20 protein-coding genes and 2 tRNA genes are annotated in these 24653 nt (G+C 64.8%); 12 read left to right on the top strand and 10 right to left on the bottom strand.

All coding sequences use genetic code 11. The features are described 5' to 3' along the window. The first annotated feature begins 61 nt into the window (after positions 1–61). Positions 62–1384: a hypothetical protein gene (locus tag NF699_03450; GenBank protein USU05767.1), complete on the top strand. Its 1323-nt coding sequence runs from the start codon at positions 62–64 to the stop codon at positions 1382–1384. Between the two features lie 60 nt (positions 1385–1444). On the opposite strand, the gene NF699_03445 is transcribed toward NF699_03450, so the two are convergent. Continuing rightward, positions 1445–1912 (bottom strand): Lrp/AsnC family transcriptional regulator, encoded by a 468-nt coding sequence (locus tag NF699_03445; GenBank protein ID USU05766.1) that lies wholly within the window; start codon positions 1910–1912, stop codon positions 1445–1447. Between the two features lie 184 nt (positions 1913–2096). On the opposite strand from NF699_03445, the gene NF699_03440 reads away from it, so the two are divergent. The 3 genes from NF699_03440 to NF699_03430 all read left to right on the top strand — a co-directional run bounded on the left by NF699_03440 (position 2097) and on the right by NF699_03430 (position 5384). Next, complete coding sequence (locus NF699_03440) at positions 2097–3845, top strand: HAMP domain-containing histidine kinase (protein ID USU05765.1); 1749 nt, start codon at positions 2097–2099, stop codon at positions 3843–3845. A 2-nt stretch (positions 3846–3847) separates the two neighbouring features. Next, positions 3848–4867, top strand: coding sequence for a WalW protein (locus NF699_03435; protein USU05764.1), 1020 nt, complete (start codon positions 3848–3850; stop codon positions 4865–4867). 295 nt (positions 4868–5162) lie between these two features. Next, positions 5163–5384 (top strand): hypothetical protein, encoded by a 222-nt coding sequence (locus tag NF699_03430; protein ID USU05763.1) that lies wholly within the window; start codon positions 5163–5165, stop codon positions 5382–5384. Positions 5385–5760: 376 nt separating this feature from the next. Here the strand turns inward: NF699_03430 and NF699_03425 are convergent. The 4 genes from NF699_03425 to NF699_03410 form a co-directional block, all read right to left on the bottom strand. Next, a tRNA-Pro gene (locus tag NF699_03425) sits at positions 5761–5837 on the bottom strand. A 273-nt stretch (positions 5838–6110) separates the two neighbouring features. After that, positions 6111–6186, bottom strand: a tRNA-Ile gene (locus NF699_03420). A 156-nt stretch (positions 6187–6342) separates the two neighbouring features. Next, positions 6343–6606, bottom strand: coding sequence for a hypothetical protein (locus NF699_03415; protein ID USU05762.1), 264 nt, complete (start codon positions 6604–6606; stop codon positions 6343–6345). Positions 6607–6749: 143 nt separating this feature from the next. Then, the gene (locus NF699_03410) at positions 6750–8159 is read right to left on the bottom strand and encodes a M28 family peptidase (protein ID USU05761.1); all 1410 of its coding nucleotides are present in this window, start codon (positions 8157–8159) and stop codon (positions 6750–6752) included. Positions 8160–8309: 150 nt separating this feature from the next. Here NF699_03410 and ettA point away from each other — a divergent pair, with 150 nt between their 5' ends. After that, a complete protein-coding gene (gene ettA, locus NF699_03405; protein ID USU06975.1) occupies positions 8310–9989 on the top strand; it encodes an energy-dependent translational throttle protein EttA in 1680 nt (559 codons plus the stop codon). 150 nt (positions 9990–10139) lie between these two features. Beyond that, the gene (locus NF699_03400; protein ID USU05760.1) at positions 10140–11315 is read left to right on the top strand and encodes a GAF domain-containing protein; all 1176 of its coding nucleotides are present in this window, start codon (positions 10140–10142) and stop codon (positions 11313–11315) included. Here the strand turns inward: NF699_03400 and NF699_03395 are convergent, their stop codons facing one another. From NF699_03395 to NF699_03375, 5 genes are read right to left on the bottom strand one after another with little or no spacing between them, the layout of a single operon-like run. Then, positions 11316–11888: a Uma2 family endonuclease gene (locus NF699_03395; GenBank protein ID USU05759.1), complete on the bottom strand. Its 573-nt coding sequence runs from the start codon at positions 11886–11888 to the stop codon at positions 11316–11318. It abuts the gene before it with no gap. A 32-nt stretch (positions 11889–11920) separates the two neighbouring features. Beyond that, positions 11921–12694 carry an NYN domain-containing protein gene (locus tag NF699_03390; protein ID USU05758.1) on the bottom strand — a complete coding sequence of 258 codons (774 nt, stop codon included), beginning with the start codon at positions 12692–12694 and terminating at the stop codon, positions 11921–11923. Positions 12695–12747: 53 nt separating this feature from the next. Next, positions 12748–12990: a hypothetical protein gene (locus tag NF699_03385; GenBank protein USU05757.1), complete on the bottom strand. Its 243-nt coding sequence runs from the start codon at positions 12988–12990 to the stop codon at positions 12748–12750. 50 nt (positions 12991–13040) lie between these two features. Beyond that, the gene (gene greB, locus NF699_03380) at positions 13041–13526 is read right to left on the bottom strand and encodes a transcription elongation factor GreB (protein USU05756.1); all 486 of its coding nucleotides are present in this window, start codon (positions 13524–13526) and stop codon (positions 13041–13043) included. Between the two features lie 3 nt (positions 13527–13529). After that, positions 13530–15554, bottom strand: a complete 2025-nt coding sequence (locus NF699_03375) for a lytic transglycosylase domain-containing protein (protein ID USU05755.1) — start codon at positions 15552–15554, stop codon at positions 13530–13532. Positions 15555–15632: 78 nt separating this feature from the next. Between NF699_03375 and dapA the strand changes: the two genes are divergently transcribed. The 6 genes from dapA (at position 15633) to NF699_03345 (ending at position 24634) form a co-directional block, all read left to right on the top strand. Continuing rightward, positions 15633–16517 (top strand): 4-hydroxy-tetrahydrodipicolinate synthase, encoded by an 885-nt coding sequence (gene dapA, locus NF699_03370; protein ID USU05754.1) that lies wholly within the window; start codon positions 15633–15635, stop codon positions 16515–16517. Positions 16518–16627: 110 nt separating this feature from the next. Continuing rightward, positions 16628–17110 carry an SsrA-binding protein SmpB gene (gene smpB, locus NF699_03365; protein USU05753.1) on the top strand — a complete coding sequence of 161 codons (483 nt, stop codon included), beginning with the start codon at positions 16628–16630 and terminating at the stop codon, positions 17108–17110. A 20-nt stretch (positions 17111–17130) separates the two neighbouring features. Then, on the top strand, positions 17131–17685 hold the full coding sequence (locus NF699_03360; protein ID USU05752.1) for a DUF2062 domain-containing protein: 555 nt from the start codon (positions 17131–17133) through the stop codon (positions 17683–17685). Between the two features lie 60 nt (positions 17686–17745). Next, positions 17746–19800 (top strand): M13 family peptidase, encoded by a 2055-nt coding sequence (locus tag NF699_03355; GenBank protein ID USU05751.1) that lies wholly within the window; start codon positions 17746–17748, stop codon positions 19798–19800. Between the two features lie 251 nt (positions 19801–20051). Next, the gene (locus NF699_03350; GenBank protein ID USU05750.1) at positions 20052–22076 is read left to right on the top strand and encodes a M13 family metallopeptidase; all 2025 of its coding nucleotides are present in this window, start codon (positions 20052–20054) and stop codon (positions 22074–22076) included. A 173-nt stretch (positions 22077–22249) separates the two neighbouring features. Then, positions 22250–24634 (top strand): response regulator, encoded by a 2385-nt coding sequence (locus tag NF699_03345; protein USU05749.1) that lies wholly within the window; start codon positions 22250–22252, stop codon positions 24632–24634. Positions 24635–24653: the final 19 nt, after the last annotated feature.

The raw sequence follows: 24653 nt of genomic DNA, 5'->3' as shown, positions 1-24653 counted from the left end.
GTTAGAGCGCCGCGAACGTTAGCGGCAGCGATGCCCCCAACTTGTCGGAGAGAGAGTTAGCATGAAGACCCTGTCGAAGCTCGCGCTGGCCGCGGTACTTGCCACCGGCGTGAGCGGTCTGGCGATCGTCGCGCCCGCGGCTGCCAAGGACAAGAAGGAAGAACAGGCGGCACCCGGCTTCAAGCTCAGCAAGCCCGTCCAGGCCGTCGCGTTCCAGGCGCAGGAAGCAATCAAGGCCCGTAACCCGGCGGTTGCCGAGCCGATCGTCGCACAGATCGAAACCGCCGCGACGACGGATGACGACAAGTACATCGCCGCCGCTCTGCGCTACGATCTGGAGAATACGAAGCTCGCGCTGGCGCAGGCCGCCAACCCCAAGGCGCCGCTCGACGAGACCGTCCTCGCAAAGCCGCTGGACGCGTTGCTCGCTGCCAAGAGCACGCCGGCGGCCGACCGCGGCAAGTACCTCTTCCGCCGCGGTCAACTCGCCTACAACAGCCAGCAATATCCGGTGGCGTCGCAATATTTCACGCAGGCCAAGCAGGCCGGCTACACCAGCGGCGATTTCGATCTGCAACTCGCCAAGGTGAAGGTACAGGCAGGTGACGTTGCCGGCGGTCTTGCCGATCTCGATCGCTACGTGACTGCGCAAAAGGCTGCCGGCCAGACCGTGCCCGAAGCCTATTATCGCTTCGGCATCGCAACCGCCAACGGCAAGAAGATGGCGCCGGAGACGCTGGCATGGATGCAGAAATACGTCACCGCCTATCCGAACGCCAAGGTCTGGCGTGACGTGGTCCTGCAATATGCCTTTGCGCAGAACAGCCTCGCGATGCCGGACAAGGCGCAGAACGTCGATCTCTTCCGCCTGCTGCGTGCGGCGGGCGCGATGCCCGACCAGTCGATGTATGAGGAATACGCCAAGAACGTCTTCGATCGCGGCAATCCTTACGAGGCGGCGGCGGTGCTCAAGGAAGGTATGGCATCCGGCAAGATCCCGGCGAGCAGCAGCTTTTCGAAGAGCCTGCTGACGGCGGCTAACACGGCGATCAAGAGCGAAGGATCGCTGGCGGGTAGCGAGAAGCAGGCGCTGGCCGCGAAAGACGGCAAGATCGCGTCTTCGACCGGCGATGCCTATCTCGGCCAGAGCAACTACGCCAAGGCTGTCGAGATGTACCGCGCCGCGCTCAGCAAGGGCGGCGTCGACGCGAACGAGGTGAACACCCGCCTCGGCATCGCGCTGGCACGTTCGGGCGACAAGGCCGGGGCGCAGGCCGCATTCGGTGCGGTCACCGGCAATCCGCGCGCCGGGATCGCCGCACTATGGACCACGTGGACCCAGGTTGGTTCGGGACCCGCGGCGGCGGCGGCTCCGGCGGCCTGATCCAAGACCCGCTGATAAGAAGGGGCGGTCCGGCGACGGTCCGCCCCTTCCTTTTGGGGGTTAGTCGATGGTGACCGGGATACCCGACGTCGACTTGGCGGTACGGATCGTCAGCGATGTCTTGACGCTGGCCACGTTCGGGGCAGGCGTCAGATGCGTGGTGAGGATTTCCTGAAAGCTCTTCAGGTCGCTCGCGACGATCTTCAGGATGAAATCGATTTCCCCGTTGAGCATGTGGCATTCCCGTATTTCGGGGATATCGGCGACATGCGCCTCGAACGCGGCCAGATCGTGCTCCGCCTGGCTGCGCAACGACACCATCGCAAAGACGGTGATCGGGAAACCCAGACTGGCGGGATCAAGATCGGCGTGATAGCCGCGGATGACGCCTGCCTCTTCCAGCGCACGGACGCGGCGCAGGCAGGGCGGGGCAGTCAGCCCGACGCGTTCGGCCAGCTCGACATTGGTCATCCTGCCGTCCTGTTGCAGGTGGGCGAGAATCTGACGATCGATCCGATCGAAGGACATTGCGTATTACTCTCCGGAAACAGGCCGAACTCGCGCGGCGGCTTCCCCTAATCATAAGAAAATTGCGGCGCAACGCAATTGTCCCACTATGCGACGACGCGAAATCACCTGTTCCCCCCGCGACTCAGGCTCGTTAAGAAATAGGCGCGCGCATCCTTCGGGTGAGCGGTTCCCGGGAGTTGATGTGCGTTTCGACGACAGCCTCAAGACAGTGCTCTCTGCCGATATGGAGACTGGCTTCGGTGCGCAATCCGCGTGGCGGCAGCTCGTCGATCTGATGGGGCGTGGCCGCATTGCGGTGGACGAACCGGCCTTGGCTCGCCTGCGCCTGTTGCGGCAGGCGGTGCCGCTCGGCGTTCGCGCCGCCAGCGCCCGGACTCTGGCGTTCGCTACCCCACCCGCGGCGCTCGTCGGCCTTTTTGCAGAAGACGAACTTGCAGTCGCGGCACCCGTCTTGCGGACGGCGGAGCTGGCCGGGGCCGACTGGGTTTCCCTGTTGCCTCGCCTGAATCCGCAAGGACGCGCGCTGCTTCGCCATCGCCGCGATCTGCCGGCAGAGGTGGCACGGGGGCTGGAAAGCTTCGGACCTGCCGATTTCATACTGCCTTATGACGCGCCGATCGTCGCCAACGACCTCGACCAGGACGTGTCGGTTACCGCGCCGGATGACGGCAACGACCCGGTCGATGCCAGTCCGGTCGCGGAATCCGACGTGGCGCCGGCGGTTGTATCGAGCGTGCAAGACGATCCGATCGTGGATATCGAAGCGCCGCCTTCACCACCCGAATTACGACCCACGCCTGCGGGTGGCTTTTACATCGCCGATCTCGTTGCACGGATCGACGCATTCCAACGGCAGCGCGAGCCCGCCTTTGCCGCGCCGGATCCCAGGCAGCCGCATCAGCCGGTGACCTGCTTCCGCTTCGACACCGACGGGCAGGGCATCATCTGCGCGGTCGAGGGCGTATCGCGAAGTGCGCTGGTCGGGGCGTCTCTCGCGTCCGGCGCTGCACAGGGTGAAGTGAAGGTGGATGCCGTGATGAACGGTGCGCTGCGTCAGCGTCAGCGGTTCGCCGGCGCGCGGCTGGACGTCGGTGGACGATCCGATGCCGCAGGGTCGTGGCGCGTTGCCGGTACGCCGCAGTTCGATGCCGCCACCGGGCGGTTCACCGGTTATGCGGCGATCGCCCGTCGGCCGCGCAGCGACGAAGAGGCAGCACAGGTGCCCGGCAAGGCAGCGTCCGATTCGCTGCGGCAACTCGTGCATGAACTTCGGACGCCGACCAATGCGATCGCCGGTTTCGCCGAGCTGATCGAGGCACAGCTGCTGGGGCCGGTGTCCCCCGTCTATCGGGATCATGCGATGACGATCCGCAGCCAGGCGGCCAGCTTGCTGGGCGCGATAGAGGACCTCGACACGGCGGCCCGCATCGAGGGAAAGGCGCTCGAACTTCGGCCGGGGCCGGTCGCAATCGAACCGATGCTGCACAGGATCGCGCGCGATCTGGCACCGCTCGCTACGTTGCGGGGCACGGCTATCGACGTTCATCCGATGGGCGATCATGCGGCGCTGACCGATGATCGCAACATGGAACGCCTGTTGTCGCGGTTGCTTGCCGCACTCACGGCCGCGGCCGCATCCGGCGAGCGCATCGACATCGCCGAGGCACCGGCACCGGCGGGGCAGGTGGCGATCTGCTTCGCTCGGCCGGTATCGCTCGGCACTGGCGGGGAAGACGTGCTGCTCAGTATCGACGGAGACGGGGTCGGCACGGAGGGGGAGGGCGCACCTCTCCTCGGTACCGGGTTCGCGTTGCGTCTTGCCCGTAATCTGGCGATCGAGCTGGGTGGCGAGCTGATCTTCGGCGACCACCTGCTGACTTTGCGGTTACCCGCCGCTGCTGACGTCATAGCGGAGCGGGCGATCCCCTGACCGTGGCCACCGGCGCCGCTGCCCCATACCGGATGCCGGCGCCCGCGTTGGAAGACCGGATATGCTGGCCCGACGACTTTGGCACCCGCTTCATCGTCTTCGTCGATGTCGAAGAGGAATTCGACTGGTCTGCGCCGTTAAGCGCCGCCAACCGTTCGGTACAAGCGATGCGGGCGCTGCCCTCCGCCCACGCCCGCTTTGTCGATCACGGCGTGGCACTGGCGTGCATGGTCGACCACCCGGTGGCCGTCGATCCGGCTGCAATCGATATCCTGCGCGGCGTCCTCGCCGACGGTCGATCCTCGATCGGCGCCCAACTGCACCCTTGGGTCACGCCGCCATTCACCGGGCCGCAGCCGGGCGACAGCTACGCGGGAAACCTTCCCCAAGATCTGGAGGCCGCCAAGCTCGACACGCTGACCAATGCGCTGCATCGCGCGTTCGGGCACCGGCCGCAGGCGTATCGGGCCGGCCGGTACGGGATCGGCCGCCATACGGCCGCATTGCTCGCGAACCGGGGCTACCGGGTGGAAACGTCCGTCCGCGCCCGATACGATTACCGCTTCGATGGCGGGCCGGACTTCAGCGCGATCGGCAACGCGTCATACCGGCTCGGCACGCTGCTCGAAGTCCCGTTGACGACGGTCTTCACCGGCAGGCTCCGTCGCTGGGGCGAGCCGCTGTATCCACTGCTCGGGCATGTACCTCATGCACGGGGCATCGGCGCCCGATCCGGTCTTTTGCAACGCGTGGCGCTCACACCTGAGGATATGCCAATCGAAGCCGCTCTGGACGCCGTCAAGGTTGCGGTACTTGAGGAGCGACAGAGCTTGCTCAGTTTTTCCTTCCACTCGCCATCGCTGGATCCGGGCCATACGCCTTATGTACGCGATCCGGATGATCTGAAGCACTTCTGGGTCTGGTGGGACCGCATGTTGTCATTACTCGCGGGACTGGACGTACGCCCGATCGGCTTGAGTGAACTGATCGATTGCTTCGACGATCTGGTGTGCTCCAGCTAGCTTTATCGCGTTCTTCAACATTCGCGATTCGAGATACGTATGACAACGGTGTGACATTCCCTGTCGACCATGCACGATCCCGGTCATACGGCCGTCGATCCCTGCGTTTGCAAAACCATCCGACTCGATATCTTCACTGAGCCAAGATGACGCGGAGTGTCTTATGTAAAAGGTCTTTCGATTAAACAGATACTTCTGCGGAATTCGAAAAACTCTATTGCGTTTCTCGACGAATGTGACCATGGGTGCCGCTCACCATATGAGAGGGGGGACCATTATGGTTGCCAAGTATCTGATGGCTGCAGCTGCAGCCGCCCTTGCCGTGGCACCCGCCGCGGCTGCTCCGTCGAATCCCGCCGCGAGCCTGTCGGTTTCCAAGTCGGTTCGCACCGGTTCGGTTTCGAAGAAGAGCAACGAGCTCGCCGGTGGCGGTCTGATCATCGCGCTGATCGCGGCGGCTGCGGTCGTTGTGGGCATCGTGGTCGTCGCCGACGACAGCGACAGCGACAGCAACTAAGACCTGCCGATATCCGGCGGAGTTCCCAAGACGCTCGTCGGACATCATTCAGGTTAGACAAGGGGGGCTTCGGCTCCCCTTGTTGATTCTGGCGTCCGTCACGACTGGCAGCGTCGCGCAGGCGATAGATTATCTGTCGGAAGCCTATCAGGAAGCCCGGCGGACAATCGTGGGCAGCGCCTAGGCCCAGCTAAGATGCCTTCTCCGATACGCAGCATCGCTTTCATGGGATAAGCTTGGGCGGTATCGACGGTATTAGCCGTTGATGATCGAGCGAAGAGGACGACCCGTCGACGTCGCCATCATCAGACGCAGTGGATAAAACTCACTTGCCGAGCGGCGTAAACTGCATGGAAGTTCTATGTGATAGATAAAATGGTCGGGGAGACAGGATTCGAACCTGCGACCCCCTGGTCCCAAACCAGGTGCGCTACCAGCCTGCGCCACTCCCCGACATGCCCGGCGACCCATAAGTGCTCCGCAGAGCTCATCGGGTGCGAACAACCCGCTCCTAATCCGACGAGCGCTTACTGGCAACCCAATGTGTCACCTTCGTCGACCGCCAGCGATGATTCCGCCCGGCATAGCGCACCGCCCGCGAGATCACCTCAGAAAGCGGATACGATTGCCGACGGTTTCGCGGTCCACGCCGCCATCGATCACGACCCAGCATGGAATATCATCACCAACGGACCATGCTCATCGAGCCGCCGACGCAGGCGTACGTGGTGGGCCCGGCAGGACTCGAACCCGCAACCTAGCCGTTATGAGCGGCCAGCTCTAACCATTGAGCTACAGGCCCACACGCAAGGCGCTCGCTAGCGCAACCGTACGCAAAGAAAAAGCCGGTGCGGGTCGTCTTGCACAGAAAAAGGGGCGCTTCCCTCGCGGAAAACGCCCCTTTTCGGATCGTGCAACAGCATGACCGGCGCACCGGGTATCACCCGGCGCAGCGCGATTACATGTTGTCGGCCTTCTCCTCGGCTGCATCACGGACGTTGTCCGCTGCCGAGTTGATGTTGTCGGCCGCGTTCTCGAGAACGGCTTCAGCTGCACCGTTTGCGGTGTTGTCAGCCATGGCGTCCATGTTGTCCGCCTGCATTTCCATGTTGTCCGCCAGCATGTCCGCGTTGTTCTCAACGGCAGCAGCTTCAGGCGACTTCGAGCAGGCAGCGACGGACATCAGGCCGGCGGCAGCGAGAACGAAAGCGATCTTCTTCATTCGAATGCTCCCAAGCAAAGCAAAAATCGCGGCCGGCCCGATCGCCGTCGCGAGACAGCCCAAATACCGCGCGACTCCCCCCGGTCAATCACCAAATTCATCCGGGGGAAAGGTGTGCGCCAGTCGGAGCCCGCTGCACCCCGTCATTTGCGCGGCGTGACCGGCCCGATCTCCTCCGGCGCATTGGCCACGATCGCCAGCATCGTGGTCCACGCAGCGACGTTCTGGCGCAGCTGTTCGGGGTCGATCCGGTCGAGCGTGTCGTCGGGTGTATGGTGCGTATCGAAATAGCGCGTGCCGTCCTGGTTCAGGTCGATCGCCGCCACGCCGAGCGCCATCGTCGGGCCGACGTCGGTGCCATCCCCGCCAACGCCCGATCCGCGACTGATCCCCAGCGGCGCCAGCGCGCTCTGCAGCCGATCCGCCACCGCCTTCGCGCTCTCGGGCAGATTGACCTCGAACCGCCAGACGCGATCCGCGCCGAAGTCGCTCTCGCCGGCGGTGGCGTGCCGCTCGCCGCCATGGACGCGGGCATATTCCTTGCCGCCATAGCCGCCCGGCTCCTCGGCACCGAACCAGACGACGCGGATCGTACGGCGCGGGCGTGGCCCGTCGAGCAGTCGCTTCGCGGCCGCTGCCGTGATGCCGACGCCCGATGCGTCGTCGATCGCACCGGTGCCGAGGTCCCAGCTGTCGAGATGCCCGCCGATCAGCACGATTCCCGCCCCGGGATCGGTCCCGGGTACCTCGGCGATGACGTTGCCCGATGTGCCGGTGCCTGCGAAGCGCGGCGTCAGCACGAGCTTCAGCGTGATCGGCTTGCCGCGCTCCGCCATCCGCTCGATCAGCTCCGCGTCCGGCACCGACAGGGCCGCAGCAGGGATCGGTGCGACGCCGGCGGGAAAGTTGGTGCCGCCGGTGTGCGGGTTACGATGATGGTCCGTGCCGATCGACTTGATCACGACCGCCGCCGCGCCCAGCTTCGCCGCCAGCGCCGGCCCGACGAAGCGGGCAGGGCCGTATGCGCCATAGCTCGATCCGTCCTGCGTCGGCTGCATGGCATTGCCGATATAGACGATCTTGCCGCGGACACTTGCGGGGGTGGCGTTGGCGAGTTCGCCATAGGTGCGGAACACCGCGACCTGTGCGGTCAGACCTGCCGCCGGAGTGGCGCCCGAATTGCCCAGCGCCACCAGCTTCAGCTGCTGCGGGAAGGGTGCGAGCACCTCCGCGGTTTCCTCGCCGCGCAGCCAGACCGGCATCTGGTACGTCTCGACATGCACGTTCTTGAATCCCAGCGCTTTCAGCTTGGCGACGCTCCACGTCCGGGCCCGCGCTTCGGCCTCCGTCGCCGCCAGCCGCTGGCCGACTTCCGTGGTCAGCCCCTCGACGATGTCGTAGGCGACATCGTCCTTCAACGCAGCGTCGCGCAGCGCTGCAACCTTCGGATCGACCGCCGCAGGCGCAGGCGGTGCGACGCGCTGCGCCGCCAGGGTGTCCGGCAGGGCGGTAGAAGCGGCGAGGGCGAGCAGCGCAAGCGTCAGGCGGGTCATTCGGTCAATCCCCTTGTCATTCTTCGATGACGACGGTGTGAGCGAAGCGGGCGGCCAGCACAAGCACCGCGGATTTGCACCCGGCCACTGCGCTCGCTACATGCGCACGGCAGAAATTCCGTCCGTATCGATCAGGAGCGCGTGCCGACCATGGCCGTCCAGTATACCTACGTCATGAAGGGTCTGAGCAAGACCTTCCCCGGTGCCGCCAAGCCGGTCCTCAACAACATCCACCTGCAATTCATCCCGTCGGCGAAGATCGCGATCATCGGCCCCAACGGGTCGGGCAAGTCCACCCTGATGAAGATCATGGCGGGTATGGACCCCGACTTCACCGGCGAGGCCTGGGCCGCCGAGGGCATCAACGTCGGCTATCTGGCGCAGGAACCGCAGCTCGATCCGAGCAAGGACGTGATGGGCAACGTCAAGGACGGTGTGCGTCCAATCGCCGACCTGGTCGATCGCTTCAACGCGATCTCGGCCGAGATGGGCGATCCCAAGGACGACACCGATTTCGACGCGCTGATGGAAGAGATGGGCGACCTTCAGGCCAAGATCGACGCGGTCGATGGCTGGTCGCTCGACAGCCAGCTCGAACAGGCGATGGAGGCCCTGCGCTGCCCGCCCGGCGATGCCTCGGTCGAAAACCTGTCCGGCGGTGAAAAGCGCCGCGTCGCCTTGTGCAAGTTGCTGCTCGAAAAGCCGCAGATCCTGCTGCTCGACGAACCGACCAACCACCTCGATGCCGAAAGCGTGTCGTGGCTGGAAAACTACCTCAAGGAATATACCGGAAACGTCATCCTCGTGACGCACGACCGTTACTTCCTCGACAATGTCGTCAACTGGGTGCTCGAACTCGATCGCGGCCGTTACTACACCTATGAAAGCAACTATTCGGGCTATCTGGAAAAGAAGGCGCAGCGCCTCAGCCAGGAAGAGCGCGAAGAGGCCGGCAAGCAAAAGGCGATCGCCGACGAGCTGGCATGGATGCGCCAGACCCCCAAGGCCCGCCAGACCAAGTCGAAGGCGCGTATTCGCGCGTTCGACGAGCTGATGGAGAAGCAGGAAAATCGCGTCGCCGGCAAGGCCGCAATCCTGATCCAGCTGCCCTCGCGCCTCGGCGGCAAGGTGATCGAAGCCAAGGGGCTGACCAAGTCCTATGGCGACAAATTGCTGTTCGACGGTCTCGACTTCACGCTGCCGCCGGGCGGCATCGTCGGCGTCATCGGCCCGAACGGCGCCGGCAAGTCGACGCTGTTCAAGCTCATCACCGGGCAGGAACAGCCCGACAGCGGCACGATCGAGGTCGGGTCGACCGTCAAGCTCGGCTATGTCGACCAGAGCCGCGATCACCTCGATCCCAACAAGAACGTCTGGCAGGAAATCTCCGACGAGCTGGAGGTCTTTCGCTTCGGCAAGCAGGAGATGGGGACGCGCGCCTATGTCGGCGCGTTCAATTTCCGCGGGCAGGATCAGCAGAAGAAGGTCGGTCAGCTGTCGGGCGGTGAACGCAACCGCGTCCACATGGCCAAGATGCTGAAGGAGGGCGGCAACGTTCTGCTGCTCGACGAACCGACCAACGACCTCGACGTCGAGACGCTGCGTGCACTTGAGGAGGCGCTGGAGACCTTCGCCGGTTGCGCGGTGGTCATCAGCCACGATCGCTTCTTCCTCGATCGTCTGGCCACCCACATCCTGGCGTTCGAAGGCGACAGCCACGTCGAATGGTTCGAAGGCAATTACGAAAGTTATGAAGAGGACAAGCGTCGCCGCCTGGGCGACGCCGCCGACCGTCCTACGCGTCTGGCCTACAAGAAGCTGACGCGCTGACCCCGACGCGGGGCGGCGATGGCGCGCCGCCCCGTTCATAAGCCACGATCCAGCCCGAACCGGGTTGAAAACGGTCGCATCCGATGTACTTGGCGTCGGGCGAGAGGCGATCGGGCAGCAGCCCGTCCAAGGAGATGCGAAGGATTGGCGGTGGTCGAGGAATCACCCGGCGGGGATCAAGCGCCGGGCGCCGGTGAGCTGCAATACCGGCTGCAACAGCAATCGGTGCTGGCGAAGTTCGGTATCGAGGCGTTGCGCGCCCGCGACCTGCAACCGATGCTGCAGCGCGCAGTCGAACTGTGCGCCGAGGGCATGCGCTCGCGCTATTGCAAATTCCTCGAACATTGCGCCGATGAAAACGTGCTGCTCGTCCGCAACGGAGTCGGCTGGCGCGAGGGCGTGGTCGGTGGCACCGAGATGCGCGCCGATCTCGGTTCACCCGCCGGTTATGCCTACCACACCGGTGAGGCGGTGATCTCGAACCATCTCGAGAACGAGACGCGCTTCCGCACCCCCTCGTTCATGGCCGATCACCACATCCGCCGCGCGATCAACGTGCTGGTGGAGGCGAGCGGCCGCCGCTTCGGCGTGCTCGAGGTCGACAGTCCGGACGAGGGCAAGTTCGAAGCATCCGACCTCGCCTTCATGCAGGGGTTTGCCAATTTGATCGGCGTCGCGATCGAGCGACAGGAGGCCGAGCGCCGGCTTAACCACGCGCTCGAGCATCAGGAGCTGCTGACGCGCGAGGCGAGCCACCGCGTCAAGAACAGCTTGGCGATGGTATCGGGTCTGCTCAACCTCCAGATGCAGGCCGATCCCGACGAACGGATCACCCGACTGCTTGGCGATGCTCAGGCGCGGATCACCGCAATAGCGCAGGCACACGACCGTTTGTGGCGTGGTGAACAGGTCGGCATCGTCGCTCTGGACGATCTGATCGGCGGCATCGTCGAACAATTGCGCGAACAGGCGCCGCTCCACACCATCGCCTGCGATGTCGCACGCATCCACATCAGTGCGGATTCGGCCATACCGATCGGCTTGCTGGTGACGGAACTGGTCACCAACGCGATCAAATACGCTTATGACGAAGGCGGCGAGATCCACGTCGCGATCGTCGACAGGGCACAGGAATTGCACCTCACGGTTCGAGACAATGGCCACGGCCTGCCCGAAGGCTTCGACCTTAAATCGGCGTCGCGGCAGAGCCTTGGTATGCGGATGATCGCCAGTCTGTCACGCCAGCTGCGCGGCGAACTGGTCTATGAGGATGCCGCCCCCGGCACCTGCGCCCTGCTGGTGATGCCCGATCCGCGGTCAGGCTGATTACAGCCGGTCGGTTGCCACGGTCAGGCCGGGGATCGCCATGGAGGTGATGGGATCGCCGAATGTGATCTGCCGACCTTCCGTATAGGCGGTGCCCGCAGGCTGCCATAGTTGGTGGATCACCTCGCCTTGGACATCCACGACCCAATATTCCGGCACCGCAGCCTCGGCATAGATCGCCTGCTTGCGGCCGAGGTCGTTCTCCAGCGTCGAATCCGCCACCTCGACCACGATGGCGAGGGAGGCGAGGGGGATCAGACCGTCACCCTCGGGTTCGGCGGTCAGGGCGATATCAGGTTCGGGCACGTTGTTGGGCGGCATCGCTACCGAGCTCTCGACCAGCGCCTCGAACGAACTTCCAATACGGGACAGCGCTTGCGAAATACGCACATGCAACCGCGATTTAATACGCGCGTGGGGGCGATATTGCGCATTCATGTAAACAATATCGCCGTCAAGCAACTCGGTCTTGCCATATGCCTTGAACGCCCCAGCCTCATCCAGCCGCCGATAGTCCTCGACGCGCAACTTGACCCTCTCGGGAGCGGTTACCAAAGGACTCATCTCCGTCATGCGATCACCCTATCACGCCACCACAGACCAGCCTAGCGCACCCGCTTGACGTACACCCCGTCGGGCCGCCGCTCGGACTGGAAGTTCGGCACCGCAAGGATCAGGTCCGACAACCGCTGATAACCGTAATTCCGGGTGTCGAAGCTCGACCGGTTGCCGGCTAGCTGGCCCATTTTGGAAACGCTGACATAGCCCTTCTCGTCGCGCTTCACCGATTGATAGGCATCGATCAGCAGGGCGATCAGCTCGGGATCGATCGGCTTCTTCGTCTTGGCGACGGCGATCGACGGCGGCAGCGAATCGCCGATCGGCACGTCGACGCTCGCCGGTCTGGCAGGCGCAGCCACCACGATTTCCGCCTTCGCCTCGCTCACCAGCGCGCCGACATCGATGAAGCGGGTGCACGCATGCTTGAACGCCTCGGGCGTCTTGGCATTGCCGAAGCCGTATACCGGGATGCCATCCTGCCGGATCCGCATCGCCAGCGGCATGAAGTCGCTGTCCGACGACATGATGCCGAAACCGCCGATCCGCCCGCGGAACAGCAGGTCCATCGCGTCGATCGTCATCTTCATGTCGGTGGCGTTCTTGCCTTTGGTCAGGTCGAACTGCTGCTGCGGCTCGATACCGTGCTTTACCGTCATGTCTCGCCAGCCCTTCAGCGCAGGCTTCGACCAATTGCCGTAGACCCGGCGAATGTTGACGGTGCCAAGCTCTGCCAGCACCGTTAGGACGGGATCGATCGCGTGCCACGACGCATTGTCGGCGTCGATCAGCAGGGCGATGTTGCGGTTGTTGTCTTCCATGCGCGCGAACCTCGCGGGCCGGGCGCATCCGGTCAACCGCTAAGCGTTCTGCGTCAGCGGTTCGGCCCGCGATCCGCCGGACGTGCCTGACCGTGGTTCACGTCGTCCTGTTTGGTGACCCGCTCGTGTGCTTCCGGATCGTCGATTGAGCGAGTCAGGTCGTCCTTGCTGCCGACGTCCTGCGCCAGCCTGCCGCCGCTCGATCCGGCCACGGCATCGCCGGCCGGGATCATGCCCTCGATCAGATCGGTGTCGTCGTTGTCGCGGGCAGTCTCGGTGCGTGGAGTCTCGGCCATGATCGCTCTCCTTCTGCCGTCAATAACCGGGCAGAGGGGCTCAGCGTTCCTCACTCCGCCGGGTAAGTTATGGCAATCACCTCATATTCCTTCTCGCCCGCGGGCAGTACCACCCGCCGCAGGTCGCCCGCGGTTGACCCGCGCAATGCCCGTGCGATCGGGGCATTCCATCCGATCCGACCCGAACCGGCCTCAGCCTCGTCGTCGCCGACGAGAGTCAGCACGCGCTGGTTGTTGTCCTCGTCCGCGATCGTCACCGTCGCGCCGAACCACACCCGATTGCGGTCCTGTGACTTTGCAGGATCGACGACTTTGGCCGCCTTCATTCGCCTGGACAGCCAGCCCAGTCGCCGGTCGATCTCGCGCAATCGCTTGCGGCCGTAGATATAGTCGCCGTTCTCGGACCGGTCGCCGTTGCCCGCTGCCCAGGCGATCGTTTCGACCAGAGCCGGGCGCTCGGTGCCGAACAGCTGCTGGTATTCGGCGCTCAGCGTCGCATAACCCGCCGGCGTGATGTAATTCGGCCGTTGTTCCACCGATCAGCCCGGACGCTTGCCCAGATACCAGCTGAGGTTCGCCGGCCCCCGGCTCTTCGCGCGGCCCGGATTGATGAGGTCGTAGACCACCGCATTTTCCAGCACGCGCTGCACGTAGTTTCGCGTCTCCATATAGGGAATCGCCTCTATCCAGTCGACCATGTCGACCCCGCCAGTGCGCGGATCGCCATTGGCGCGCAGCCACTTGTTCACGTTGCCACCACCGGCGTTGTAAGCAGCGATGGCCAGCGGATAACTGCCATAGATGCCGAAGATCCGCTGAAAATAGCTCGACCCCAGCATAATCGACAAATTGGGATCGCTCGTGAGTGCCGACGGATTGTAGGAAATGCCAATCTTGCCCGATTGTTCGCGCGCAGTGGCAGGCATCAGCTGCATCAGCCCACGCGCACCGGCATGGCTGACCGCGGTCTTGTCGAATTGGCTCTCCTGCCGCGCGATGGCGTGGATCAGCGTCCAATTGTCCTCATACCCGGCCGGCACGCTCACAGTCGGAAAGCCCGCCGCAGAATAGTCGCTCAGCCCATTCTGCATCGCGCTGCGGCCGACCATCACGCCCAGATCGGGCCGGTTGATCTCGCGCGACAGTTCGGCGGCGAGCAGGTGATCGGTGTCGCTCGTCGCCTGCGCCGCGATCTGGCGGACGAAGGCCGTCTGGTCCTGCCAGCTGCCGATCTGCCCCAGGAACCGTACTGCCCGCACCGTCTCGCGGTTGGCGAACGCCTGTCGCACCGCAGGCGCGATCGCCGGCGCGCCGATCGTCGGCGGTGCCACCAGCGCTTTGCCGGTCCGTTCCAGCGCCAGCTGACCGTAGAATTGGTCGCGATAGCCCCCGGCGCGAGCGTAGTAATTCGCCGCCTCCGCCGACTTGTTCGCTGCCTCCGCCGCGCGGCCCGCCCAATAGAATCCCTTCGCCCGCGTCTGCGGCGCTTGGCTGCCGCGGCCGTAGCGCTCGAACATCACCATCGCGTCCGCCGGTCGACCCAACTGCTTCATCGCGACCTGCCCGGCGAGCCAGACGAGGCTCGTGTAATCGTCGCGCTCGCCATAGGGCTTGGTCGATACGTCGGTGCCGGCGGGGTAGGCGTCGTCGACCTGTCGCGCGATATCGTAGGCGACCTGATACTGGCTGTCCGCCTGCGCACCGCGCGCATTGATCAGCAGCACCTCATACCATTTCTCGACATCGCCGGGTCGATTGGCGAGCGCCCGCGGCCGCGCCAGCCACGACCGCGCCGTCGGCGAAGCGCCGGAATTCCGCAGCCATATCGCCCGATCGGCGACATAGCCCGGATCATTAGCATACTGATCCTGCGTGCGCATCGCGAGGTCGGCAGCGTTCGCCGCGTTGGTCCGGAACGCCAGCCGCGCCTCGAATATCGGACGGCGTGCGGGGCTGGTGTATGCGATCTGCCGCCCGGCGACGCCGGTCGCGCTCTGCCAGAGCAGCGCATCCATTCGCGCATCGTGATCGTCAGGGGTCAGCGCGCCCGCAAAGCCGCTCAGCACAGTCGCCTCGTCGTTCGCCGACAACCCGCCCTTGCGCCACGAAGCCCGCGCCGCGGCCTGCGCCTCCGGCATGCGTCCGACCGCCTGAAACGCCCGCGCCTGCGCGACCAGGCCGGCACCGCCGAGCGGGGGGAAGCGGGTGAAATAGGCGATGGCATTGGCCGGCGAAGCGTTCGCCGCCTGCCGCTCCGCCGCGCGCCGGTTGGCGGCTTCGCTCGGCCAGCCGGGATGCGCCATCAGGAACCCGGCATAGCTGTCGAACGGCAGCGCATCGGTCTGCCCGATCGCCTTCCACTGCGCGATCGATGCGGCGATCGCGCCATCGGCGGGGTTCTGTGGCGCCCGCGGCGACATGTTCGCCATCTGCGTACGATAGCGGTCCAGCTGATCCTGATCCGCGGCTTGCGGAACGGGCTGAACCTGCATCTGGACGGGAGCCGCGGTGACGCTGGCGAAGGTGGCGAGAAGGAGGCCGATCGGAAGCGTGGCTGGGTGCATGTGGACATCATACGGCCTCCACCCGTATCTGTCCTGAACGAAAACCCGTCCCGGCGCAGCAGGAGCGCGAATTACCTCATGTTTTCAGGTTCCATCCCCGCCCTCGTCACGCCATTCGCCGATGACGGCATGTTCGACGAGGCTGCTTACCGCGCGCTGGTCGACTGGCAGATTGCCGAAGGATCGTCGGCGCTCGTTCCCTGCGGCACCACCGGAGAAGCGGCGACGCTCACCGCCGACGAGCATTTCGGCATCGTCCGGGTGTGCGTCGATCAGGCGGCGGGCCGCGTGCCGGTGATCGCCGGGGCAGGATCGAACGACACGGTCGTCGCCGCCGCCAATATTGCCCGCGCCCGCGACGCCGGTGCCGACGCCGCGCTGATGGTCCCCCCCTATTATAATCGGCCGAGCCAGGACGGCATCTACCAGCACTTCGCCCGACTGGCGGAAACCGCCGAACTCCCGATCGTCCTCTACAACGTGCCGGCACGCACAGTGACCGATATCCAGCCCGCCACGATGGCTCGGATCGTCAATGCCTTTCCCAAGGTATTCGTCGCGGTGAAGGACGCCAGCGGGGCGATCGCGCGGGTCTCCGCCCACCGCGAGGCGTGCGGCCCCGACTTCATACAGCTGTCGGGCAACGACGACATGGCGCTGGCCTTCAACGCGATGGGGGGCAGGGGCTGCATCTCCGTCTCCGCCAACGTCGCGCCCCGCCTGTGCGCAGAGTTTCAGGTTGCCTGTCAGTCGGGAGATTTCAAGAAGGCATTGGCATTGCAGGACAGGCTCTACCCCCTGCACGACGCGCTCTTCACCGACGCATCGCCCGGTCCGGTGAAATACGCCATGACCCGCGTACGGGCCGATTTTCCCAAGGGTATCCGCCTGCCGATGACGTGGCCCTCCGAAAGCTCGCGTGCGGCAGTAGAAGCGGCGCTGGCACATGCCGGCCTGATCTGACCAAGTCCTTCCCCCCTTGCGGGGGAGGAATGTCTGTCACGATCTGCCTCTGGCAGGAATAACCGCCTCCCGCTTCCCTTGCCCCCCATCACCCCCTACATCGCCCCCACATGTCGCGTCCCAAACCCGCCACCTTCGACAAGAAGAAGATCGTCGCCGAGAACCGCAAGGCGCGGTTCGAATACACCATCGACACCGTCTACGAGGCGGGGATCGCGCTCACCGGCACCGAGGTGAAGTCGCTCCGCTTCGGCGAGGGCAGCATCGCCGAGAGCTATGCCGAGGTGCGCGATGGCATCGTCTGGCTGGTCAACGCCAACGTCCCCGAATTCAGTCACGGCAACCGTTTCAATCACGAAGCGAAGCGTCCCCGTAAATTGCTGCTTCACGAACGCGAGATAAGCAAGCTCCACGGCGCCGTCGCGCGCGAGGGGATGACCCTTGTGCCGCTTAGTGTTTATTTTAACGGGCGAGGGCGCGCGAAGGTGGAACTGGCATTGGCCAAGGGTCGCAAGGATCACGACAAGCGCGCCGCGATCAAGGAGCGCGAGTGGAAGCGCGAAGCCGGTCGCATCATGCGCGACCGGGGCTGATGGTCGCCACAGCGCCGGGCATGTTCCACAAGAGTATCGCATGGTGCCGGCGCAACATGCCGACGCGCGAATCGATGGAATCAAACCGCTTGCTGCGTCCCGTCGCGCATCGCGTGATGGAACCCGGCCTGTGGCGCTTCAATCGCCGCTCTGTTCCGCGCGGCGTGGCGCTCGGGATGGTCGCGGGCTTCCTGTTCCCGGTCGCGCAGATCGCCATCGCCGCGCTGTTCGCGTTGCCGTTCCGGGCGAACGTGCCGGTCGCGGCACTGACGACCTTCATCACCAACCCGCTGACGACGCCGTTCCTCTGGTATGTTGCATACCGTATCGGCACGTGGCTGCTGCGGAGCGACGCGCCCGCGATTACCCAGCCGGTCACACAGGCGGCTACCGGCTGGCTCCAATGGCTCACCGGAGCGCTCGACTGGCTCTGGTCGCAGGGGCCGGCGTTCGGGCTGGGCCTGATCGTCCTCACCACCGTCTGCGCTGTGCTGGGCTACGCGCTGACGGCACTCGGCTGGCGGCTGTGGATCGCGCGCAAGTGGCGACATCGTCACAACGGAAACCATATTTGACGAGCCGTTTTAACTGATTACAACACCGCGCATCCAGAGTCGTTTTCCCAAGGATACTCGATGCGCAATACGGTTATCGCCGCTCTTCTGCTCGCCTCCGCCGCAACCGGCGCCGTCTACGCCCAGACCGCAGCCACGACGGCCGCGCCGGTCCCCGGCAAGCCGCAGCTCGGTGACTTCGGTGTCGATCTGACCGCGATGGACAAGGCTGTCCTGCCCGGCAACGACTTCTACAATTACGTCAACGGCGCGTGGATGGCCCGCACCGAGATTCCTGCCGAGCGTTCCAGCTGGGGCGGCTTCGCGATCCTGCGCAACCTGTCCGACGAACGGACCCGCGCGGTGATCGAAGGCTCGGCCGCCAATCCCGGCGGCGATCCGGTGTCGGCCAAGATCGGCGATACCTACGCCAGCTTCATGGACGTCGCCAAGATCGAGGCTGCCGGCGCCGCGCCGCTGAAGCCGTATCTTGCCAAGATCGCTGCGATCAACACGCAGGCCGATCTCGCCAAGGCGTTCGGCGAAGCGACGATGCACGGCATCGACGTGCCGATCGGCGCCGGCGTGCAGCAGGACCTGAAGGACAACACCGTCTACGCCGTCTATCTTGGCCAGGGCGGCATCGGCCTGCCGGACCGCGATTACTTCCTGAAGGACGATCCCAAGTTCGCCGAGGCGCGCACCAAATACGTCGCCTACATCGCCGACATGCTGCGCATGGCCGGCCAGCCCGACTCACAGGGCGCGGCACAGCGCATCTTCGACCTCGAGAAGAGCATCGCGCAGGTGCACTGGGAGCGCGCCGAACTGCGTCAGGTCGAAAAGGGCTATAACCCGATGGAGGTGGCGCAGCTCGCCACCGCGATGCCGGGCTTCGACTGGAAGGCGATGCTCGCCGCGCAGGGCCTCGGCGCGCAGACGCGCGTGATCGTCGGCCAGCCTTCGACGCTGACCGCGACCGCCAAGATCGTCGCCGCCACGCCGCTACCGGTGTGGAAGGAATATCTGGCGTTCCACACCATCTCGAACGCCGCACCATTGCTGTCGTCGAATTTCGTCAACACGCAGTTCGCGTTCTACGGCACGACCCTGTCGGGCACGCCGCAGTTGAAGGAGCGCTGGAAGCGCGGCGTCGACCTGGTCAACGGCAGTCTGGGTGAGGCGGTCGGCCAGGTCTACGTCCAGAAGTATTTCCCGCCCGAGGCCAAGGCGAAGGCCGACGAGCTGGTCCGCAACCTGATCAGCGCGATGGATGCCCGTCTCGCCAAGCTGGAATGGATGGCCCCCGAAACCAAGGTGAAGGCGCGCGCGAAGCTGGCGGCGTTCACGCCCAAGATCGGCTACCCCGACAAGTTCCGCGACTATACCAACCTGCGCGTGGTGAAGGGCGACGTGCTCGGCAACGCCGACCGCGTCGCGGAGTTCGAATACAAGCGTCAGCTCGACAAGATCGGCAGGCCGGTCGATCGCGCCGAATGGTTCATGACTCCGCAGACGGTCAACGCCTACGCCAATCCGCTGATGAACGAGGTCGTTTTCCCGGCCGCGATCCTGCAGCCGCCGTTCTTCGACCCCAACGCCGATCCGGCGGTGAACTATGGCGCGATCGGCGCGGTGATCGGCCACGAGCTGAGCCATCACTTCGACGATCAGGGCCGCAAGTTCGATCCGAAGGGTAATTTCGCCGACTGGTGGACGGCGGAGGACGTCAAGCGCTTCGGTGCGCTGACCGACAAGGTCGTCGCGCAATACGGTGCCTACGAACCGATCCCCGGCAGCAAGGTCAACGGCAATCTGACGCTGGGCGAGAACATGGCCGACCTCGCTGGCATCAACGTCGCCTATGACGCCTACAAGCTGTCGTTGAAGGGCAAGAAGGCACCGGTGCTCGACGGCTTCACCGGCGACCAGCGCTTCTTCATGGGCTTCGGCCAGGTCTGGCAGACCAAGGCACGCGAGGCGTCGATCAAGAACCAGCTGACCACCGATCCGCACACGCCGGGCCAGTGGCGTGCCTATGTCGTGCGCAACATGGACGCCTGGTATCCGGCGTTCGACGTGAAGCCGGGTCAGAAATACTATCTCGCGCCCGCCGACCGCATCAAGATCTGGTAAGCCTCGGCTGTCTGTGAACCTTTGGCTGTCCCACATCCTCCGTCACCCCGGACTGGTTCCGGGGTCCACTTCGCGGCTGGGGGAGGCGTTCGCGCCTCCAGCTTTTCCTTCGCGGACCAGTGGCCCCCGGAACAAGTCCGGGGTGACGGTAGGAAGCTCGGAAGCGTCGCAGCCCACTTAGAAGTTTGAATAATCTCACCGCCGTCCGCCTTGACCGGCGGGCGGCGGTTTTCGTTTCGTCTGGAGTAGCCATGAAAACCATCCTCATCGCCGGCCTGCTCGGCGCGTCGGCGCTCGCCGGCATCGTCCACGCCCAAACCGCGCCCGCACCAGCCACGACCGCCGGCAAGCCCGAACTGGGCACCTATGGCTTCGACGAGGCGGGCATGAACCGTGCCGCCGCACCGGGCGACGACTTCTACGACTATGCCAACGGCGCCTGGGCGAAGAGCACCGCCATCCCCTCCGACAAATCGAGCTTCGGCGCGTTCGACGTGCTCGCCGACCGTTCGCGCGACCGCACCCGCGGCATCCTCGAAGCGGCCGCCAAGGACAAGGGTTCGAAGATCGGCACTGCCTACGCAACCTATCTCGACACGACGGAAATCGAGAAGAAGGGCCTCGCGCCGCTCAAACCGTGGATGACGCAGATCAAATCGGCGACCAAGGCGAACTACGCGGCGCTGATCGCCAAGGCAGCGCGGCAGGGCGTCGGCACCCCGTTCGGCACCGGTGTCGGTCAGGACGCAAAGAATCCGGAGGTGTACATCGTCGGCGTTCGCCAGTCCGGCCTCGGTCTGCCCGATCGCGATTATTACCTCGAAGCCAAGAACGCCAAGGAGAAGGCAGGCTACGAGGCGCATGTCGCCAGGATGTTCACGCTGGCCGGTGAGCCCAACGCCGCCGCACGCGCCAAGGCGCTCATCGATTTCGAAACCCGGATCGCGCAGGTCAGCTGGACCCGCATCGACAGCCGCGACGCCAACAAGACGTACAACAAGATGACCGTCGCCGATCTGACGCGCGCCGCGCCGGGCTTCGACTTCGTCACCTATCTGAAGGGGCTCGGCACCCCGGTCGACAGCCTCAACGTCAGCCAGCCGTCCGCGATCACCGGCATCGCCAGACTGATCGCGCAGGCACCGATCGGCGTGTTGCAAGACCAGTTGCTGATCCGCAGCCTCGACAATTATGCCGACGTGCTGCCTGCCGTCTTCGATCAGGAGCAATTCGCCTTCTATGGTACGCTCCTGTCAGGCACGCCGCAGCAGGAGGAGCGCTGGAAGCGCGCGGTCGGCTTCACCAGCGGCGCGCTGTCCGACGAGGTCAGCAAGGTCTATGTCGCGCAATATTTCCCGCCCGAAACGAAGGCGGCAGCGGACACGCTCGTCAAGAACGTGCTCGCCGCGATGGGAACGCGCATCGACAAGCTCGACTGGATGGCGCCCGAAACCAAGGTGAAGGCGCATGCCAAGCTCGCGGCCTTCACCCCGAAGATCGGCTATCCCGACCGCTGGCGCGACTATTCCGCGCTGAAGATCGTCGCCGGCGATGCGTTCGGCAACGAACGGCGCGCGGCGGAATGGCGCTACAACTACAACATCGGTCATCTCGGCAAACCGTTGCAGCGCTGGGAATGGGGCATGACCCCGATGACGGTGAACGCCTATGCCAATTTCGGCATGGTCGAGATCGTCTTCCCCGCCGCGATCCTGCAGCCGCCGTTCTTCGATCCCAATGCCGATCCGGCGGTGAACTATGGCGGCATCGGCGCGGTGATCGGACACGAACTCAGCCATCATTTCGACGATCAGGGCTCGAAATACGACGCCAAGGGGCAGTTGACCGACTGGTGGACGCAGCAGGATGTCGAGCGGTTCAAGGCACTGACCGGCAAGCTCGTCGCGCAATATGACGCGTACGAACCGCTGCCCGGTCTGCACGTGAAGGGTGCGCTGACGCTCGGTGAGAACACCGCGGACCTCGCCGGCCTGTCGGTGGCCTATGATGCCTACAAGAAGTCGCTGAACGGCAAGGAGGCACCGATGATCGGCGGCATGACCGGCGATCAACGCTTCTACCTCGGCTGGGCGCAGGTGTGGCGTCGCAACTACCGCGAGGCCAACCTCAAGCAGCGGCTGATGACCGATCCGCACAGCCCCTCGCAACAGCGCACCTGGGTCGTCCGCAATCTGGATCCCTGGTATCCGGCCTTCAAGCCGGCGCCCACCGGGAAGCTGGTACTGACGCCCGAACAGCGCGTCCGGATCTGGTAAACGTCATCCCTCCCTCGCTCCGGCGGGGGAGGGACTGTCATTGACCTCAAGCGGACATTGCCAAGGTCGAGCCGCACTCGACGCACGGTTACGTCTTCACGTCTCTTCTCCCTGGGCCCAGCCAAACCAATCGCTTGACGCCGCCCGTCACATCCCGCGATGACATCGCCGACATGGCGTCCCACCCGATCCCCGCAGGCCTTGATCCCACCCGCGCTGCCGCCGTGGTCGCGGGTATAGCCACGCTCGCCGCCGCCGGTCTCGTGCTACTCCTCGTCGGCAGCGTCGCTGCCGCCGCCGGATTCGCAGCGATCGGCATCATCGCGGGTGGGGCCGTCGTCGCGTGGCGCCTGCTTTCCACGCCGTCGGTGCGTGATCAGCAATCGGTCGATTGGGAATTTACGCGCACCGTCGCGCAAGCGAGCGGGGACGCCGTGGCGATCACCGACCGCGCCGGCCGCCTTGTCTGCGCGAACGACGCCTACGAGACGTTGTTTGCCGGCTTTCCGACGCCGCCCGGATTGCCCCTCGGTGGCGATGGCGTCGCCCAACTCGGCAATGCGGGCCGGATCGCATGGCGGGACGGTTCGGCGGACGTTTCAGGCATGCATGTCGGGGCGCACCGCATTCGCGCGCACATCACCCGCTCCGGCGACGAAGGCGACATGCTCGTCTGGCGCTTCGTCGTCCTTCAGAAGCACGACGTCGTTGCCTCGACCGAGACGCTCATCGGCGGCGCGACCGGGGATCGCCTTGGTGGTGCAGGCGTGATGGCCGCGCTGATCGGCCCCGACGGTCGGGTCCGCGCCGCCAACCGCGTGCTCACCCAGCGGGCACTCGGCGGGATCGGCGCGATCGAGGGGCGGGATTTCGCCCGCCTGCTCATCACCGACAGCCGTGGCCTCGTCCGCTTCGAACGTGAAGGGCTCGACGGTACACCGCTCCGCGTCCTCCAGATCCCGTTCATGGAGGCGGAGGATGCCCCGGTGCTCGTCGCGCTGCTCGACGACGAGGATACTGCTCCCGCGATCGGCGCGAGCGCCTCCGCTCATGTCCGCAGCCTTGTCAGCCTGATGCCGTTCGGCATGGCACTGGTCGATCGCGAAGGGCGCTTCCTCCAGATGAACGACGCCTTCATCCGTGCCGCCGGCGTCGATCCGCACGCACCTCCGCTCTACCCCGGAGACCTCGTCGTGCGCGAGGACAAGACTGCGGTTGCCGACGCCATTCGACGCTTCGCCGGCGGCGCGACGCACTCGTCGGACATGGCCGTCCGGCTGAAGAGCCACCCGGAAGAACCCGTCGCTCTGACCATTGCCGGTGCCCGGGGATTGGGCGACGCCGCGGTGCTGCTCAGCCTGAAGGACAATAGCGAGGAAAGCCGTTTGAAGCGTGAGGTCGCGCAGGCGACGAAGATGCAGGCGGTCGGTCAGCTGGCCGGCGGCGTCGCCCACGACTTCAACAACATCCTCACCGCCATCATCGGGCATTGCGACCTGATGATGATGCGCCATTCACCTGGCGACAGCGACTATGACGACATCCAGCAGATTCGTACAAATTCCAACCGCGCCGCCAGCTTGACCCGCCAACTGCTGGCGTTCAGCCGGCAGCAAACCCTGCGCCCGCAGACCCTGCAATTGCCCGATGTGGTTGCCGAGGTCTCCAATCTCCTCAAGCGGCTCATGGGCGAACAGATCACGCTCGACGTCACGCACGGCCGCAATCTTGGCGCAGTACGCGCCGATCCGGGCCAGCTGGAGCAGGTGGTCGTCAACCTCGCCGTCAATGCCCGCGACGCGATGCTCTCGCACAATCCACGCGGCGGCGGCACGCTCACGATCCAGACCAAGGCGGTGACCGCAGCGGAGGTTCGTGCGATGGCGTCCGACATACTGCCGGTCGCGGATTACACCGCACTCGTCGTCAGTGACACCGGTGCAGGCATCCCGCCCGAAATTCTGCCGAAGATCTTCGAACCCTTCTTCACCACCAAGGAAGTGGGGAAGGGCACGGGCCTGGGCCTGTCGACCGTCTATGGCATCGTCAAACAATCGGGCGGCTGGATCTTCGCCGAATCGAAGCCGGGTCAGGGCGCAACCTTTACCATGTATCTGCCCGTCCATGCCGCCGGCACGGTCACCCGCACGCCCGTTCCGACCCGGGCACCCGCGAAGCCGGTCGAGATGTGGGGCACCGGCACCATCCTGCTGGTCGAGGACGAAGACATGGTTCGGGCCGTTGCCGAACGCGCGCTGACCCGACAGGGATACACCGTGATGACCGCCGAAAATGGCGAGGCGGCACTCGATCTGCTCGACAGGAACGGCCGACCGGATCTGCTCATCAGCGACGTGGTCATGCCGACGATGGATGGCCCGACGATGGTCCGCCATGCGCGCGATCGCTACCCGGACCTGCCGATCATTTTCATGTCCGGCTATGCCGAGGAGCAATTGCGCAAGTCGATCGACCTCGACAACGTCGCCTTCCTGCCAAAACCCTTCAGCGTGCAACAACTGGCAGAAGCGGCAAGGGACGTGCTGGCCGCCACGTGATTCCTTCCCAGCATCGCAA

The sequence above is a fragment of the Sphingomonadaceae bacterium OTU29LAMAA1 genome (assembly GCA_024072375.1).
In the GTDB taxonomy this organism is placed as follows: domain Bacteria; phylum Pseudomonadota; class Alphaproteobacteria; order Sphingomonadales; family Sphingomonadaceae; genus Sphingomonas.
The sequence above is the reverse complement of the archived record's forward strand: the minus strand, read 5'-3'. Positions and strand labels throughout refer to the sequence as shown.

Coding starts and splice junctions, on each gene's coding strand:
- NF699_03430 (USU05763.1), top strand. CDS start 5,163: ATGGCTGCAGCTGCAGCCGCCCTTGCCGTGGCACCCGCCGCGGCTGCT.
- NF699_03345 (USU05749.1), top strand. CDS start 22,250: ATGGCGTCCCACCCGATCCCCGCAGGCCTTGATCCCACCCGCGCTGCC.
- NF699_03445 (USU05766.1), bottom strand. CDS start 1,912: ATGTCCTTCGATCGGATCGATCGTCAGATTCTCGCCCACCTGCAACAG.
- NF699_03385 (USU05757.1), bottom strand. CDS start 12,990: ATGGCCGAGACTCCACGCACCGAGACTGCCCGCGACAACGACGACACC.
- NF699_03390 (USU05758.1), bottom strand. CDS start 12,694: ATGGAAGACAACAACCGCAACATCGCCCTGCTGATCGACGCCGACAAT.
- NF699_03395 (USU05759.1), bottom strand. CDS start 11,888: ATGACGGAGATGAGTCCTTTGGTAACCGCTCCCGAGAGGGTCAAGTTG.
- NF699_03355 (USU05751.1), top strand. CDS start 17,746: ATGCGCAATACGGTTATCGCCGCTCTTCTGCTCGCCTCCGCCGCAACC.
- ettA (USU06975.1), top strand. CDS start 8,310: ATGGCCGTCCAGTATACCTACGTCATGAAGGGTCTGAGCAAGACCTTC.
- smpB (USU05753.1), top strand. CDS start 16,628: ATGTCGCGTCCCAAACCCGCCACCTTCGACAAGAAGAAGATCGTCGCC.
- NF699_03410 (USU05761.1), bottom strand. CDS start 8,159: ATGACCCGCCTGACGCTTGCGCTGCTCGCCCTCGCCGCTTCTACCGCC.
- NF699_03350 (USU05750.1), top strand. CDS start 20,052: ATGAAAACCATCCTCATCGCCGGCCTGCTCGGCGCGTCGGCGCTCGCC.
- dapA (USU05754.1), top strand. CDS start 15,633: ATGTTTTCAGGTTCCATCCCCGCCCTCGTCACGCCATTCGCCGATGAC.
- NF699_03450 (USU05767.1), top strand. CDS start 62: ATGAAGACCCTGTCGAAGCTCGCGCTGGCCGCGGTACTTGCCACCGGC.
- NF699_03360 (USU05752.1), top strand. CDS start 17,131: ATGTTCCACAAGAGTATCGCATGGTGCCGGCGCAACATGCCGACGCGC.
- NF699_03415 (USU05762.1), bottom strand. CDS start 6,606: ATGAAGAAGATCGCTTTCGTTCTCGCTGCCGCCGGCCTGATGTCCGTC.
- NF699_03375 (USU05755.1), bottom strand. CDS start 15,554: ATGCACCCAGCCACGCTTCCGATCGGCCTCCTTCTCGCCACCTTCGCC.